The sequence below is a fragment of the Paenibacillus tyrphae genome (genome assembly GCF_000722545.1).
Taxonomy (GTDB): Bacteria; Bacillota; Bacilli; order Paenibacillales; family NBRC-103111; genus Paenibacillus_G; species Paenibacillus_G tyrfis.
Window position 1 is genome coordinate 30947 of the sequence record NZ_JNVM01000008.1, and the last position, 15504, is coordinate 46450.

Below are 15504 nucleotides of genomic sequence, written 5' to 3' on the forward strand. Positions count from 1 at the left end.
CATCGCATCGCTCCGCGAAATTATCATAACATAAATGACCGGGTATTTAGTAGCAGCCTTCGCGAACACGGCGCCGGACGACCGCGAGTCCGGCCAGAAGCAGAATAAGCGTCAAGGCGAGCACGTACCCGAGCTGACCCGCATAAGCGAATATCCCCTCGTTCCGCTCAAGACCGCTGACCAGCTCAAGGAAGCGTTTTTGCGGAAGCAGGCCGGTGATCCAATACATGAACCCATACTCCGCCGTTCTGCTGCCGAAGCTCCCCGATAACAGCGAGGTGAGCAAAATGATCGTCGACGCCAGCGGCATGGCGTTATCCAGCTTTTCGATGCAGGCCAGAAGAAACCAGGCAAAGGCAGTTCCGAGAGCTACCGGTACGGCTAAGAGTCCGGCGTATGCGGCCAGCGAGAACCCGATGTCTACCCCGAACGCCAGCTTGATCACGGCAATCGTCGCATAGGTCGGCACATACACAAACGAGAAAGTAAAGAGGGCCTGCGCGGCCATATACCGCCCGATCCCGACGGACGATACGATCACCCGCTTGAACGTGCCGTTTTCCTTGTCCTCCGTGAACAAATTCATAAACAGCAGCCCTTCCAGCATCAGAAACATCAGGAGGAAGCCGGCGACATTCGTACCGACACCCCGCTTCGACGGGTCCGGCCGCACTTGCTCCGGATGCTGGATAGCTTGCAGCACAAGCTGCCGAAATTCCTCGTTTTTGAGCGTCTCGATCCGGTACTGTCCGTTCCCCTCATCGAAGACGATGGCGTCATACTGCCCGCGTACCAAAGCCGACTTGCGGGGAGCCTCCTTCAGCTCGGTCACTTGGAAGCCTTGCGGCTTAACGACTTCTGACGATCCGTTTCCGATCCAAGCCAAATGCCCCCGCACCTCGAACTTCGCGGTAAAATAGACGGCCAGCGACAAGGCCAGCAGCGAAAACGCCAGAACGAGCAGCAGGATGCCTTTGCGGCTCCACATCCGACGAAAGTTGTTCATATAAAGATCGACGATCGTTCTCATACGTAATCCTCCGTCTTGAATGTCAGTTTACAGCCAAGCAGCAGCAGCGCGGTTGCACCCAGCATCACCACGGCGGCAGTCGCAAACAATGCGGGATCATGATCGTAGATGATACGGAATATCGCTTCCGATACCCATTTGACCGGGGAGAAGTAGGACACCTTCGCTACCGTTTCGCCGAGTCCGTCCAACTGGAAAAATAAGCCACCGAGAAGAGCAAGCACATTGTTGATCATACTTAATAATTTGTTCGAAGCCTCTTCGCTTTTAAACAAACAGCACAACCAAACGCCGAGCGCGGCCGACATGAGCATCAGCAAAAGCAGCAGTGCGGCCACATACCCAATGTCCACACCGCCCAGATGAATGCCCATTCCCCAGTTCAGCACGGCCAACGTGATGAGCATAGATAGGCCGCAAAACAGAACCGTCGCTGTAATTTTCGAGAGGTAGACGAAGGCACGCGGGATCGGCGAGTACAAAGTACGCAGATTGCTCGACTTGAGGGTCCGTTCCAAAAAGCTGTTCGCAGCCGTCATCGATACGTTCACAGCCGTGTACACCATGATCGTCACGCCGTAATAATCGTAGCCATTCATGGCTTCGCCGCTGTATACGCCGTTGCTTAAATAACCGAGGACCAGCACAAGCAGCAGCGGAAATACCGTATTGGTCAACAAAAGAACCGGGTTGAGCGCCAGATTGATGAAGTCCCGTTTCAAAATAACGTAAAACGAATACATCTCCCCGCCCCCTTTAATCCCGCAGCTTGCGTCCGGTAATTTGAAGGAACACGGACTCCAGGCTCGCCGCAGAACTCGTCAAGTGTTGGATTTTGATGCCGCTTTGCATCAGATGGACGATGATCTGATCCAGATTGTCGATCCCGCTTACCGTCATGATGCGCAGCAAGTTGTCGACTGCCCGCACCTGCTTCACCCCGCTGATCCCGTACAGTTCATCCGGATTCAAGCCTTCGGTCCTGTCGACGACAATTTCATACAGCTTCTCGCCGGCCAACCGGTCCTTCAGCTCTTCCTTGGTTCCGGAGGCGATGATTTCGCCATGATCGATAATAATAATGCGAGTGGAGATTTCCTCAACCTCCTCCATATAATGCGTCGTGTATAAAATCGTCGCGCCCTGCTCGCGTAGCTGACGGATCGAATCCAGAATGTGGTTGCGCGATTGCGGATCGATGCCGACCGTCGGCTCGTCCATGATAATCACTTCCGGTTGATGAGCGATCGCACAGGCGATGTTCAACCGGCGCTTCATCCCGCCGGAGAACGTCTTCGGCTTGTCGTCTTTGCGGTCGGACAAGCCGACGAAGGCAAGCGCTTCTTCCGTCCGCTCCTGCAGCTCCTTTCCCTTCAATCCATACAGCGAAGCGAAGAAGCGCACGTTCTGCTCGGCCGAGATTTCCTCGTAAATCGCCAAATCCTGCGGCACGATTCCGATACTGCGCTTCAAGCCGTTCGTCTCCTGCGCTACCGGTGTTCCGCGAAAACGAATTTCGCCCGCGTCCGCTTGCAACGCCGTCGAAAGAATATGGATCGTCGTGCTTTTGCCTGCGCCGTTCGGACCGAGAAAACAAAGAATTTCCCCCGGGTACACGGCAAATGATATTCCTTTTAACGCTTGATGTGCCTTGAAGCGCTTGGATAGACCGTTGACTTCGAGAATCGGTTTCATGGTTTCCTGCATATTCCTCACTCCTTACTTCTATCTTAAAAGGAGCGGTTAAAAAGCAAATCAACCGAACGGTTGATTCGTCCGGTTGATTTAGATTTGTCTTCACGTTTTGCTATGATTCATCGTCCCCAGCAGTCCGCGATGCGAGCTCCAGACGTAAGCCGTCAGCGCCACGATAACAAGGATTGCGATCCAGTAAGGCACTTCCGGCTGAATCCGGTACAGCTCCGTTCCGGCGATGGGCGCGGCCAACGCTCCAAGTCCGGTTGCCGCGGCGGTCAATCCGGCGGCCGCTCCCTGCCGCTCTTCTCCGGCAGCCATGGATACCCCAGCGGTATACCCCGGTATCGCGAATCCGCCCCCGATCCCGAGCAGCACGAACGAAAGCACGAATCCGGCCAGATGATCAATGGAAACCAGCAGGAGTAATCCAACCGCGAAGATGGGCAGCCCGATGCGAAGCAGCGCCCGCGGCGGGAACGAACGTTTTCGAAGAATCGCCATCTGGACCAGCGCCATCGCCAAACCGATACTCAACAGGCCGATGCCTACCCACATGGCGGTATCCTTGGCATCCAGCCCGAACTTGTCCTGCACATAAAAGCCTGCCGTCACCTGCAGCATGACCATGACGCTCATGAGGCACAAGGCGGTCGTCAAATACGGCCGCATGCCCGGTTTCCGCAGGCTGATGCTGCTGCGCCCGATGCCTGTCTTCGGTGTCAGACGAGGAATTCGCTTGTACACCAGCAGCACCGTCAATAGCGACAGCATCGCAGCTACGCCGATCGGAAACACGAGATGAATGCCGGATAACGCCGCACCCATCGCCGGTCCGATCAGAAACCCGATCCCACTCGCCGCTCCAATCATCGCCATGCCTGCCGACCGTTCGCTTAAGGAAGTCAGGTCGGCCATCAGCGCCTGTCCGGATGACGTGAGCGCGGGAACGAACAGGCCGAACAGCATCCGTGAGATCAGCAGCATGACGAACAGCAGCGTCAGCGGAATGGTACCCTGCATGCCCAGCCAGGCAAGCAAGGCGAAAAGCGACAAACTGAACGCGAAGCCTAGCAGTCCGATCATCATGACCGGCTTTCGGCCGAACCGGTCGCTTTGCCGCCCCCATACGGGCGCCACGAACAGCATGACGAGCGCGGAAGCCGATACGATCCAGCCGGCATGCCGTTCCTCCAGCCCCATCTCGCGAATCAACGGAGCCAGCACGGGGTTGATGATGCCAAAGCCGACATAACAAATCATTAACGATAAAAAAATCACGCGTTTAGGTTCCATACGCCTCTCCCTCCATTGATATTCATTATCAATGGCAATCGGCATGGCTCACCGCCTGCAAACGGATTATTGTTAACGCAAGACGGATTCTTTTCCTCCGCGGAGCAGCGGTAAGGAGAAATCAAATTCGACGATCCCTTCCCTCACGTGAGCGCCGAAGGAAGCCTGATGGTTCTGCAAAATGGTTCTGGCAATGGACAGCCCCAAGCCGGTGCCGCTAAACTTCTTGCTCCGGGAGCTTTCCATCACGTAGAACGGCTCCCAGACCGACGCCCATTCGGCTTCCTCGGCGATCTCCGTGCCGTTCGCAATCCGAAACGAAACGGAGTTCGCCTTCGCTTCCACCGTGATGCCAACCCGCTCGCCGGTCGTATATTTCATCGCATTGGTCACAAAATTATGCAGAACGGATTCGAGCTTCTGCCGGTCGGCCGATACCCACGCTTCCGTCTGCAGACGGTCGTCGACTTCAAGCGTCAGCCCTTGCTGCCGGAATGCCGGCCGGTAGGCGTCGAGCGTCTCCGCGAGCAGCTGCCGGAAATCGACCGGCTCGAACCGGTACGGTTCGGTCTGCAATCGGGACAGCTCCAGCAGCCTATCGACCATCGCGGCCATTTCCTCGCTCTGCTTCCGGATCACATCGGCGTAGGTTCCGTCGTCCAAGCCGTCCTTCATCCCGGACGCATAGACCTGAATTAACGACAGCGGCGTTTTCAGCTCATGGGAAATATCGGCAATGAATCTCCGCAGGTTCGCATTTTTCGCCTCCAGCGCCCGGTGCGCATCTTCCAGTTTATCGCTCATCCGGTTGATGCTGTGCGCGAGCGACTCGATTTCGTCGCCCGTCTTGATGTCCGCCTTCGTAAACGACAGATTCGAAATCGCCTCGGCCGTTTCATTCAGCTGGGCCAACGGCTTCACGATCCGGGCCGCATATAACGCGCACAGCAGAATCAAGAGAATTAACGCTCCGATCCATAGATACGCATTGAACCGGTTGACGATCCCGATCGTATCCGACGAGTGCGAGATGGACTCGCCGACGGCAAACACATTGCCGCCAACCGGGAAGAAATTAACCAAGTAGCTCGATTTCAGCTTGCTTTGGTTATAGATTTTGTTTACCCTCCCGCCTTCGCGCAGCTTCGCCATGCTCTCCTCGGTCAGCCAAAACTTGCTAAGCGTGATTCCCTTGCGATTCAACCGTTCCTTCAGCCAGCTGTTCACTCCTTCGGTCGTATCCGACAAGGAAGCATATACGATGGTGACTTGATGCTCCGCTTCCAGATGCTCGATCTGCGGCACCAGCTCGTGATATTCCATCACGGCAAGCTGCGAGGTCAGCTCGCCGAGCTTGAGCTTTTTCTGATACAGAAAATAGTCCGGCAGGAGGAACGTATTCGCAGCCATGGAAAGCGCGCATACGGCGCATATGACAAGCGCGATGCGCAGAATCAGCTTTCTGCTCAATTTACTCATCGGCATGCTCAAGGCAGTAGCCCAGCCCCCGGTAGGTCTTGATCCGATGCTCGCCGATCTTTTCGCGGAGTCTGCGGATGTGCGTATCGACCGTGCGCTCCTCGCCGAAATAGTCGAATCCCCATGCATGATCCAGCAGCATTTTGCGGGTGACGATCTGTCCTTGGTTGGCAAGCAAAAATTTCATCATCTGAAACTCCTTATTCGTCGCCTGCACATCCTGCCCGCTCCGGTAAATCTTATGACCTTCCAGATCGACGGTCAAATCGCCGATCCTGACCTTCGATGTGAGCTGCAGCAGCTTTCGCGCCCGGATGAGCAGGATTCGCGGATCGAACGGCTTGCGCACGTAATCGTCCGCTCCCGATTTCAAAGCGACGAACTCGTCTTCCTGCTCGCCCTTGGCCGTGAGCAGCAGCACCTTCGTTTGGCTGTATTGCTTGATTTCCTTGCACACCTCGACCCCGCTCTTCTTCGGCATCATCCAATCGAGAACCGCCAAATCCACTTTATGGTTATAAAACAGCTCCAGCGCCTCTTCCCCGTCCTGCGCCAGAAGCGTGCCGAACCCTTCCTTCGAGAAATAAGTTCTTAAAATCTGCAGCATCAACGGCTCATCGTCCGCCAGCAATACGTTCATGTCTTGCAGCCTCCTTGTACGCTAAGGAACGACTTGCCGCCATTCTCTAGCTCGCTTTCATTATAGCAGACAGATCAATGGCCTTGCCGTGCCCTCCTTCGTAGATTACGACGGTTCGCGGCTTGATTACGGTTCCCTGCTCATCCCGGTAATCGGCGGCGGAATAGTTGGCAATCACCTTCAAGTCGCTGCCGAACGCTGTGCTTTGCACGAGCCGGTCCGGTGTAAGAATGCGGAAGCCGGTCATCGGACGGGTGACGGCCTGCTGATGAAACGGTGCCCATTCCTTCAAATAAGCGGCAATCGTTTGCTTATCCTTCGCCCATTGCTGCTGATCGAGATGGTACAGCGGCGGAACGTTATACAGAAACTCCGTCATCATTCGCTCCACGACCGCATCCTTGATTTTGAAGCTGCCCCATTCCCAGTGATGCGTCGTTATGACCGAATCATTATAGACCAGCTTGTAGAGCGGCAGCGAGTAAGCCGGGTCGATATAAATGCGCTTATACAGCTCCTTCACCGGAACCTGTTTGCGGTACCTTTCCGGAATGCCGCCCTGCGTCGAATAGTAGCCGCCCACGTAGTATTCGCTGGACTTGTTGACCCGCATGTCCGGATCGCCCCACTTGATCACCGGCGTCTCCAGACCGTGGGCAAAGGCGATCACCCCGCTGGCAAAATCGTTCCCCGTTTCCGAGCCGACGACCATTTTTTTCTCGTTTGCGATATAGGCCATTCGCTCCAGTCTGGCTTTCATGTCCTGCTCTTGCGTCGTCGGATGCCCGGGCGAGTAATCGTCGTAGATCTCACCTGTCGCATCGGCGTCGACGAACCAGGAGCGGTACGAAATTCCGTCCTGCATAATGCTTTGGACGCGCTGCTTGACAAGCGGAAGCGCCAACGTCGGATTCAGCTTGCGCCCTCTTCCCAGAAAGCCCTTGACCTTCTCGCCCTTCTTGTTCGTAATCGTCGCTTGCTCGTACAGCGGTCCGTCGCCAAAATAAGCGGTATTCCAATCTCGATTTTCCTTGTCGTGGATGGAATGGTACGAATCATACGGAGCGACGAGGTAACCGGCTTGGTCCGCCTGCTCCACAAACTTCGGGTTCATCAGGCCGTTAATCCAGTTCGGCAGACCGATCCATGCCTTCTTGATACCAAGCTGCGACATCTCGCGCACGATATCGGTCGAATTCGCTTTTCCCCAATCCTCGATGGGCCCAACTGCGTCCAGCAGTACGCTTTTTAACAGCATTTTGTTGAGCTGGTACAGCTTTTGCTCGCTTAGAGCCGCAACGCCCTGCTGAATGAGCTGCCGGGCCACCGCATCCGACGGCTGAAATACGTCGGCGTTGTAAAGCTCCTTCATTTTCAGCACTTGATTGAGCGCGCGAACGATAACCGACTTCTGGTATTTCTCGACGTGATCCTGAGCGGACACCTGCTTGAATACGGTATCGAACTCCTTCGATCCATCCTCCGTATATTGCGCTAGCAGCTTTGAAACCCAAGGGTACAGCGGACTTTTCAAACCGGCTCTCCATTGGGGCCAGTTGATCTCTTCCGGCGTAAGCAGATCGTTATTCCACAAATAAATGTGAGGCGCGCCATACAGCTTTTCGATTTCCGGATTCGCCTTCGCTTTCTGCGCAAGCGTGACGATGGCGGACTTCTCTTCCAGCACGCTTTTGTACAGTCCGGCGATTTGTACAGGGTCGCTGTCCGCAACATACAGGCGGAAGCCATACGTTCGATCCGGATTCACGGAAGGAAATTCGTGGTCGAGCTGAAATTGAATGTCGTCCTTCGTATCAAAGTGCACCTCATGATTAAACGGTTGCTTCAAGATGTACACGAAGGAATAATGCTTCTTGTTCAGCGCAAAAAAATTCATCGAGAACGACTCGCTCCAAGTCATCGTCTCGTCCTGCAGAAATGTCTTCCAGTTCGCATCGCGGCCGGGAACGAATTTGCCTTCCCATAATGGAAGAATATAGCTGTCCGCGCTCACCTTGGGCCACTGGAACCGCTCCGCCCCCGTCGATTGAAGCGTGATGTCCAGATAGCCCGGTTTCTTTTCGAGAGCGACCTTCATCTTCCGCTCGGGGTAAGTCCATTCCACCTTGTCCGCCTCCCGCTTCAGCTCCGTCACCTTGGACTCGGGCATGGGAGCCGCCGCCTGTTCGCGTACGCCGTCCTGTTCAATCGTAAGATCGAACGTTGCGGGATTGATGTCAAAAGTAAAGTCCTTACGCTCTACCGTGCTTGCAGAGGTTGAGCTTATGCGCTCTTGCTCCTCTTCTCTCTCGCACCCCGCCAAGATGCTGACGGCCATGGCAGCCGCCACGCTCCAAATGATGATTTTCTTCTTCATGAACATGCCTCCTTCGACAATCGGCTAATCGCATCAGCCTCCTTCACCTTAAATTCGCTATGTTACGCCAGTATGACAAAATAAAACGTTCTAAGCTTCCGATGATCCCGGCACCACCCTTACACATCTTCCCTATTCTGGAATTAACCCACCCGACGATGGCGATACTATGGAGCAGTTGAGGATCATTAGCATTGCAGATAAGGAGACAGGGCATGGCACATATTGTCGATACCTTACTGAGGTCTACCGGGGCTTTCATCGTCATGATGATCATTACCCGCATTCTTGGAAAATCGACGATTTCCCGGATGACGTATCATGATTTTGTCGTAACGATTACCTTGGGCGCTATGACCGCGAATTTATCTTTTAATACGTCCATGAACGGATGGCAGGTGCTGATCGCCATCGTCACGTTCAGCGGCATTGCCTATTTGCTGATGTTTCTGGCGCTGAAGAGCCGGACGATTCGCAAATGGGTCTCCGGTCAACCGACCGTCATAATGGAAGACGGCAAAATTCTGGAAAGCAATATGCGCAAGCTGAAAATGACGATGGACACCTTAAATCAGGAGCTCAGGGAAAAAAATATTTTTAATATCGAAGAAGTCCAATATGCCGTGCTCGAGCTGAACGGGAAGATCACCGTGCTGCGCAAACCGGAATACCTTCCCGTGACGCGCAAAGATATGAATCTGCAGATGAACAAGCAGTCGTTTCCAGTTGAGCTCATTATGGACGGGCAGATCATTTCCGACAATCTGCATCAAAACCATATCAGTGAAGAATGGCTTGTTTCGCAAGCCCAATCGAGAGGCCTCGCCATCGAAGACATCTGTTATGCCGTAAGAAGCACGAACGGGCAGTTGCATTTCGACCGGTACGATGACCAGATATACCAACCCGTAGACAAAGAATAAACGTCTGCAGTCAGGGCGTCTATCCCGTGCGTACCCGGTTCTTTCAGTGCATGACGAATGGAATTTCGGAGCAATATAGGAAAAGACTGTTACCGTTACCGTATCCGAGGAGGATGTCCTGCCGTGGTCTTTTCCAGCTTCGTCTTTCTTTTTGCCTTTCTTCCCCTGGTGCTTCTGCTCTATTTCTGCTCCCCGGACAAGGCCAAAAATGCCGTGCTTCTCGCATTTTCTTTGCTGTTTTACGCTTGGGGAGAGCCGCTCTGGATTGGGGTTCTGCTGCTGAATGTGGCTGTCGGTTGGATGGGAGGACTTCTCATCGAACGGGGCCGCGGCCGCCGTATGGCGAAGACCGCGATGGTCGCAGCGCTTGTTTTTCAAGTCGGCGTGCTCGTTTATTTCAAATATACCGGTTTTCTTGTGCAGACGCTTCAGCATGTCCTGCCTTTTCCCGTACCGTTCCGCGATCCCGGTCTTCCTATCGGCATCTCCTTCTTCACCTTTCACCTCATCTCTTATCTGGTCGATGTGTATCGGGGGGATGCCCCGGCGCTGCGCTCCTATTCGAAGCTCCTGCTGTATATTTCACTGTTTCCCCAACTGGTCGCCGGTCCGATTATTCGTTACGCAGACGTTCAAGAGCAGCTAAGCCGCCGCCGGATTACGCTGGAAGGGTTCAGCACCGGAATCGCACGCTTCGTCGTCGGCTTGGGCAAAAAAGTCGTGCTGGCCAATACGCTTGCCGATATTTCCACCGTGTTCCTGGACGGGGATCTCGGCAAGCTTTCGCTGCTGGGCGCATGGTTCGGCATCGTTCTGTTCGCACTGCAAATCTATTTCGATTTCTCCGGGTATTCGGATATGGCGATCGGCCTCGGCCGGATGTTCGGCTTCCATTTCAAGGAAAATTTCAATTACCCTTACGTCTCCCGCAGCGCAAGCGAGTTCTGGAGGCGCTGGAACATCTCCGTCGGCCGTTTTTTCCGGGATTACGTCTACATTCCGCTCGGGGGCAATCGCCGAAATCCGGCGTTCAACCTGTTTGCCGTGTGGTTTCTGACCGGACTATGGCACGGTGCCAGCTGGAACTATGTGCTGTGGGGCGTCTATTTCGGCGTTTTCATCGCGATGGAGCGAAGCTTTCTTTTCCGCATCCTGTCGCTGCTTCCCAACCTTGCGTCCCATATTTATTTTCTGGCTGTCGTCCTGATCGGGTGGGTGTTTTTTTACTTCGAGTCCATAAGCCGGGGGTTGGTTTACTTGCGGGTCATGCTCGGATTCGCATCGGCTCCGTTGGCGAACGCGGAATTGGCTTTTCATTTGCAAAATCATTTGTTCCTGCTGCCGATCGCCGTCATCGCCGCTACGCCGCTTCCGGCCGTCCTTCACCGGAGGCTTGCGGCACATATGCGCCCTGGCTTCGCGCGCGGTCTGTATGCGAATACCTTGGTCCCTCTCGCCTGCTTGGCGATATTGACAGTGTCCGCTTTGCTGTTGGTCGGGAAAACGTATTCCCCCTTCTTCTACTTTCGGTTCTGATCGGAGGCTTGCCATGCGTTTCGGACATTGGCTGCAAATCGGATTATTTCTCGCTTTCTTATGCGCAGGGACGGTTTCCTCGCTCTATGCGTTCGGCTTGGGCCATGCCGTCTCGGAGACGGAAAACCGGGCCTTGGCTTCGCTCCCCCGCTGGTCGCTTGGCGAATTGAAGTCCGGTACGTATTTCCGCCAACTGGAAAATTACTGGGCGGACCACGTCGCTTATCGCGACTCCCTGGTCAGCGCCGGCCAAAAGGTTGCCTCTTGGCGCGGCTTGTCAGGCGGGGAGCATGCCGTCCTGATCGCGTCCCAAGCAAACAATACCGGCGGGGCGAACGCTGCCCCTGCCCAGGAGCGGACCGCCTCCGCTTCTTCGATTGAAGCAGCCCCCCGGACAACGGTTCCCGAGGCCCCGCGTGCCGTCGAAGGCGCATCTCAAGAGGCCTCCGCCTCTAAGGAGAAGGGACGCGTCATCGGAAAAGTGCTGGTCATTGGCAGCAAAGCGGTGAATCTGTTTACCTGCGATCCTGCCGCCGGACAAGCCTATGCCGATACCGTAAACCGTTTCCGCGACGAATTCTCGCTTGCGCAGGGCGGCGAAGCAGCCACCTTCGTGCTTATCGCGCCAACCGCAGCGGAATGGGTGTCCGGAGCTTCGCTGAAATCGTTGTCGGACTCCCAGCGCCAAACGATCGAGGATGTCTACAAGCGGCTTCATCCGCAAGTGAAGACGATTGACGCATGGTCCTCCCTGAACGCCCATAAGCAGGAGCCTCTGTATTTCCGTACGGATCATCACTGGACCGCGACCGGCGCCTACTACGCTTACGAGGCTTTCATGAATGCGCAAGGCGTCCCGCCCGTGCCGCTGGCCCGCTATGAAACGGAGAACGTAACGGGCTTTCTGGGCTCCTTATATTCCGCGACCCTGAGCACCCAGCTTCAGAAGGTTCCAGATACCCTTGTGCTGTACAAGCCGTTCGTCAAGCACGAATATGCGGTGCATTACGCCGCTCCGCTGCGGATGGAGCTGCTGGACAAGAGCCATGCGGCCAAAAAGAACAAATACCGGATCTTTCTGAGCGGCGACCGGCCTTGGGGCCTCATTAAGACCGAAGCCGAGAGCGGCCGCCGGGTCGCCGTCGTCAAAGATTCGTACGGCAACGCGCTGATTCCTTTTTTGCTGCCGCACTATAAGGAAATTTACGTCATCGATCCGCGTCAGTTCGAACAGCCGCTCGTTCCTTTTTTGAAAAAGCGCCAAATCCGCGAGCTGCTGTTCCTCAACAATACGGAAGTCGCGATGTACGACGGCTTTTCGCAGCAAATCGGCAAGCTGCTGACGACTCCTGGGGCGGCGGCAAAATAATGTCCCAGTGCCGGTGTATGCCTTTGATCCCCCATTAGCGTTCAACGAGTTGATGCCCGGCTTCGTTGTACTATATAATAGGCTGACATAATCGGGAGCAGCGTACTATTGGGGGAAATTGTCTATGTGGAGCAGCGTTTTTGATATGCCATATCTTATGCGGGAGGGAGCGACTGAAGAGGAGCTTGATCGCTTAGTCAAGACGTGGAACGAGAAGCTGTCGCCGCAAGAAATCGCTGAGATTGCGGAGCGGCAGACGAATCCTTTTCCTGCGAATCATCCGCTTCATGCGCAATACAAGCCTTTTGATCCGTCATTGTGGGACCTGCCGCAGAAGAAGCTGCCGGACAGCTATCTGGACTTTTTGCGCTATTCGAACGGCGGGGAATTTCAAACCGGAGAGCGCTATTTTCAATTTTTCGGCACGAAGGAATTGAGAGAATACAACTTAGCGTACGAATTTCCCGAATACATGGCCGGCTCCGTCTCTATCGGGATGGACGGCTGCGGGAATCATTATATTTTGGATATGAGAGAAGACATGAACGAGGACGAGTATCCGATCTTGGCGGCGCATTCCGGCAATCTGGGCTATGAGGATTGCAAGCAAGTCGCCCGTTCGTTCCCGGAGCTATGCAGGGGAACCACGTCGATGGATGAGGAGCTGGATTAAGGCTCCCCTGTGAGCAGCCGTTTAAACGTATAACGCATGAAATCCTCTCTCTCTATTCGTCGGCACTTCCTAGTGGCGTCAAGATCCGGACGTACTGCTCGTGCCATGTTTTCCACTCCTCTTTCCGGAACCCGGTTGCCCGGCCTGACAAAAGCGCGTCGATAACATCCAGACATACGTGCCAGCCGGCCAGATCCTTGGAGGTATGGCCGGTGATCTTATGAAGCTGCTCGACGAGAACCAGCAGGCAGCCTTCCGGCTCCGGGTACAGCTCAAAGCGAACGCGGTCCTCGCCCCAGGTGTAGCCGAGTATCGAATGCATGGCAAGATCGGTAATCGTAAGCTCTTTGAAGGTTCCGTCCTGCATGTCGAACTTGATCAACCCGCCTTCGCACAGCTCATCGATCCGAAGCTGGGGAAACCACTCGGCAAGCCGATCGTTCTCAGTAAGAACCGACCATACTTGATCGACGGAATGCTTCAGATGACGCTCGAAACGGGCCGTATACCCGCCGTCCGCTTGTTGAATGGAAGCTAACATGTTCTATCCCCTCCGTACGTATAATATCGCTCACAACAGTCAAAGCTTGTCAGACCGCAATGACTGCTTTCCCCGTTTTATATTACCATTTGGCGGTTATTTCATACCACATCGAAGAAACGGATCGCAGGCTCGCTTGGGCTGACACCGTATTTAATTTTGTAGCCGGCCTATTTACTTATAATTCCGATTGTGATACTTTGAATAACAAATGCAGCGAAAGGAAGAATACCCATGGCTAAAGTCGAAAGCTTCGAATTGGATCATACGCTCGTCAAAGCGCCGTACGTCCGTCTGGCCGGCACGGATAAGAACGGAAAAGGAAGCACCATTCAGAAATATGACCTGCGCTTCCTGCAGCCGAATCAAGAAGCTCTGCCTACGGCCGCCGTACATACGCTGGAGTATTTGCTTGCCACCTATTTGCGCGACGAATTGACAGGCGTCATCGACATCTCTCCGATGGGCTGCCGAACCGGATTTTATATGATCATCTGGGATGAGCATAAGCCGGCGGACATTGCCGCCGCTTTGACGAACGTGCTGAAGAAGGTCGTCGCAACGGAAACGGTGCCTGCCGTCTCAGCCTTGGAATGCGGCAATTATAAGGATCATTCGTTGTTCAGTGCGCAGGAATATGCCAAAATCGTTCTTCAGGCCGGCATCAGCGACGATCCGTTCCGCGCTTAATGTCACGGGCGGCATGACGATGAATTGAAATTGAAGGCCGGTACCTTATTGCAGTCCGTCTCCCCGGGGAAGCGGGCTGCCTTTTTACTGCCATTCTACAGGACGTCGGTCCGTTCAACGAGACAGACAGACTCTCCGATTTCTATTGACGATTGAGAATCATTTTTGATATGATCTTTACCGATAATGATTCTCATTTTCACTTTATAGAATCTACGGAGGGAAATAATGTTTAAGAACAAACCGCTTTGGGCCGCAGGCCTCATTTATTTGTTTCTCGTTACGCTGCTCTCCGCTTGCAGCGGTACGGCAACGACCGCCGGCGATCCCGCCCCGGCCAAGCAGGCTGCCAAGGAGCCGTCCAAGGAAGCTCCCGCTGCCGCAACCCGCAGCTTTTCCACGGTCAAAGGCAATATCAACATCCCGGCAAAACCTAAACGGATCATCACGGATTTTTACGGCGGCGAGTTGCTATCCGTAGGCGCCAATGTGGTCGGCGTCGAACCTACCACCTTCGACAATCCGTTTCTGAAGAAGCTTCTCACAGGAGCCGTCGACGTAGGCACACCGGTGAATGTGGAGAAAACGCTGGAGCTTGCTCCTGACCTGATCGTCGTTATGTATGACAAAAACTATGAAGAGTTGTCCAAAATCGCTCCTACCCTACATATCCCTTACGGCACGACATCCAACATTTACGAAACGGTGAAACTGTTCGGCGATATTGTCGGCGAACCGCAAAAAGCAGAGCAATTTATCAAGGCATTCGATCAAAAGGCGGCGCAAGGCCGCGAGAAATTGAAAGGGGTCATCGATCCAAACGCCATCGTCGGGCTTTACGAGTTGACCGATAAAGGCACCCTATGGATATTTGGGGACAATGCCGGACGGGGCGGCCAAACGGTATATAACGCACTGGGGCTGAAGATGCCGGACTTGGCCCGTTCGGAAATTAAAGGCAATATCGGCTCCGTGCAGCTGTCGATGGAGGTGCTGCCTAAATATGCGGCCGACTACATGTTTCTGACGACCTACGACCCGGAGAAAAAAGGCGAAGCTTTGAAGCAGCTGCAGGCTTCGTCGGTGTGGCAAGGTCTGAATGCGGTTAAGAACAATACGTTGTTCATGAATGACTATGATACGTTTTACCGGTACGATCCGATTGCCATCACGGAACAGATCGACCTCTTTGTGGACATGCTGCTTACAAGAACCGCAGAGAACAAAGCGAAAAAGAACTGAGACAGCCTGTTCG

At 54.2% G+C, this 15504-nt stretch carries 14 protein-coding genes; 6 read left to right on the forward strand and 8 right to left on the reverse strand.

Annotated features, from left to right (window positions below):
- Positions 1–46 precede the first annotated feature (46 nt).
- From ET33_RS10195 to ET33_RS10225, 7 genes are all read right to left on the reverse strand, one after another.
- A complete protein-coding gene (locus ET33_RS10195) occupies positions 47–1030 on the reverse strand; it encodes an ABC transporter permease (RefSeq protein ID WP_036680275.1) in 984 nt (327 codons plus the stop codon).
- Positions 1027–1773 carry an ABC transporter permease gene (locus tag ET33_RS10200; protein WP_036680278.1) on the reverse strand — a complete coding sequence of 249 codons (747 nt, stop codon included), beginning with the start codon at positions 1771–1773 and terminating at the stop codon, positions 1027–1029. The genes ET33_RS10195 and ET33_RS10200 overlap by 4 nt, the downstream gene beginning before the upstream one ends.
- Before the next feature lie 13 nt (positions 1774–1786).
- Positions 1787–2737, reverse strand: a complete 951-nt coding sequence (locus tag ET33_RS10205) for an ABC transporter ATP-binding protein (protein WP_152570615.1) — start codon at positions 2735–2737, stop codon at positions 1787–1789.
- 90 nt (positions 2738–2827) lie between these two features.
- Positions 2828–4021, reverse strand: a complete 1194-nt coding sequence (locus ET33_RS10210) for an MFS transporter (RefSeq protein ID WP_036680281.1) — start codon at positions 4019–4021, stop codon at positions 2828–2830.
- A 72-nt stretch (positions 4022–4093) separates the two neighbouring features.
- On the reverse strand, positions 4094–5500 hold the full coding sequence (locus ET33_RS10215; protein WP_051775257.1) for a sensor histidine kinase: 1407 nt from the start codon (positions 5498–5500) through the stop codon (positions 4094–4096).
- Positions 5493–6140 (reverse strand): response regulator transcription factor, encoded by a 648-nt coding sequence (locus ET33_RS10220; RefSeq protein ID WP_036680284.1) that lies wholly within the window; start codon positions 6138–6140, stop codon positions 5493–5495. The genes ET33_RS10215 and ET33_RS10220 overlap by 8 nt, the downstream gene beginning before the upstream one ends.
- A gap of 46 nt (positions 6141–6186) precedes the next feature.
- The gene (locus ET33_RS10225) at positions 6187–8523 is read right to left on the reverse strand and encodes a glycoside hydrolase (protein ID WP_036680287.1); all 2337 of its coding nucleotides are present in this window, start codon (positions 8521–8523) and stop codon (positions 6187–6189) included.
- A 209-nt stretch (positions 8524–8732) separates the two neighbouring features.
- Between ET33_RS10225 and ET33_RS10230 the strand changes: the two genes are divergently transcribed.
- The 4 genes from ET33_RS10230 to ET33_RS10245 all read left to right on the forward strand — a co-directional run bounded on the left by ET33_RS10230 (position 8733) and on the right by ET33_RS10245 (position 13018).
- Positions 8733–9440 (forward strand): DUF421 domain-containing protein, encoded by a 708-nt coding sequence (locus ET33_RS10230; protein ID WP_036680290.1) that lies wholly within the window; start codon positions 8733–8735, stop codon positions 9438–9440.
- Between the two features lie 123 nt (positions 9441–9563).
- Positions 9564–10976 (forward strand): MBOAT family O-acyltransferase, encoded by a 1413-nt coding sequence (locus tag ET33_RS10235; protein WP_036680292.1) that lies wholly within the window; start codon positions 9564–9566, stop codon positions 10974–10976.
- A gap of 13 nt (positions 10977–10989) precedes the next feature.
- A complete protein-coding gene (locus ET33_RS10240; RefSeq protein ID WP_036680295.1) occupies positions 10990–12345 on the forward strand; it encodes a DHHW family protein in 1356 nt (451 codons plus the stop codon).
- Positions 12346–12469: 124 nt separating this feature from the next.
- A complete protein-coding gene (locus ET33_RS10245) occupies positions 12470–13018 on the forward strand; it encodes an SMI1/KNR4 family protein (protein ID WP_036680297.1) in 549 nt (182 codons plus the stop codon).
- A gap of 52 nt (positions 13019–13070) precedes the next feature.
- Here the strand turns inward: ET33_RS10245 and ET33_RS10250 are convergent, their stop codons facing one another.
- Positions 13071–13559 (reverse strand): SRPBCC family protein, encoded by a 489-nt coding sequence (locus ET33_RS10250; RefSeq protein ID WP_036680300.1) that lies wholly within the window; start codon positions 13557–13559, stop codon positions 13071–13073.
- Positions 13560–13793: 234 nt separating this feature from the next.
- Here ET33_RS10250 and ET33_RS10255 point away from each other — a divergent pair, with 234 nt between their 5' ends.
- Both ET33_RS10255 and ET33_RS10260 read left to right on the forward strand, forming a co-directional pair.
- Positions 13794–14249: an S-ribosylhomocysteine lyase gene (locus ET33_RS10255; protein ID WP_036680303.1), complete on the forward strand. Its 456-nt coding sequence runs from the start codon at positions 13794–13796 to the stop codon at positions 14247–14249.
- 228 nt (positions 14250–14477) lie between these two features.
- Positions 14478–15491: an iron-hydroxamate ABC transporter substrate-binding protein gene (locus ET33_RS10260; RefSeq protein WP_036680305.1), complete on the forward strand. Its 1014-nt coding sequence runs from the start codon at positions 14478–14480 to the stop codon at positions 15489–15491.
- Positions 15492–15504: the final 13 nt, after the last annotated feature.

What these genes read in the sequence shown, in the direction of transcription:
- ET33_RS10220 (WP_036680284.1), bottom strand. Translation starts at nt 6,140, where the DNA reads ATGAACGTATTGCTGGCGGACGATGAGCCGTTGATGCTGCAGATTTTA.
- ET33_RS10245 (WP_036680297.1), top strand. Translation starts at nt 12,470, where the DNA reads ATGTGGAGCAGCGTTTTTGATATGCCATATCTTATGCGGGAGGGAGCG.
- ET33_RS10260 (WP_036680305.1), top strand. Translation starts at nt 14,478, where the DNA reads ATGTTTAAGAACAAACCGCTTTGGGCCGCAGGCCTCATTTATTTGTTT.
- ET33_RS10255 (WP_036680303.1), top strand. Translation starts at nt 13,794, where the DNA reads ATGGCTAAAGTCGAAAGCTTCGAATTGGATCATACGCTCGTCAAAGCG.
- ET33_RS10210 (WP_036680281.1), bottom strand. Translation starts at nt 4,021, where the DNA reads ATGGAACCTAAACGCGTGATTTTTTTATCGTTAATGATTTGTTATGTC.
- ET33_RS10250 (WP_036680300.1), bottom strand. Translation starts at nt 13,559, where the DNA reads ATGTTAGCTTCCATTCAACAAGCGGACGGCGGGTATACGGCCCGTTTC.
- ET33_RS10200 (WP_036680278.1), bottom strand. Translation starts at nt 1,773, where the DNA reads ATGTATTCGTTTTACGTTATTTTGAAACGGGACTTCATCAATCTGGCG.
- ET33_RS10225 (WP_036680287.1), bottom strand. Translation starts at nt 8,523, where the DNA reads ATGTTCATGAAGAAGAAAATCATCATTTGGAGCGTGGCGGCTGCCATG.
- ET33_RS10205 (WP_152570615.1), bottom strand. Translation starts at nt 2,737, where the DNA reads ATGCAGGAAACCATGAAACCGATTCTCGAAGTCAACGGTCTATCCAAG.
- ET33_RS10215 (WP_051775257.1), bottom strand. Translation starts at nt 5,500, where the DNA reads ATGAGTAAATTGAGCAGAAAGCTGATTCTGCGCATCGCGCTTGTCATA.
- ET33_RS10240 (WP_036680295.1), top strand. Translation starts at nt 10,990, where the DNA reads ATGCGTTTCGGACATTGGCTGCAAATCGGATTATTTCTCGCTTTCTTA.
- ET33_RS10195 (WP_036680275.1), bottom strand. Translation starts at nt 1,030, where the DNA reads ATGAGAACGATCGTCGATCTTTATATGAACAACTTTCGTCGGATGTGG.
- ET33_RS10230 (WP_036680290.1), top strand. Translation starts at nt 8,733, where the DNA reads ATGGCACATATTGTCGATACCTTACTGAGGTCTACCGGGGCTTTCATC.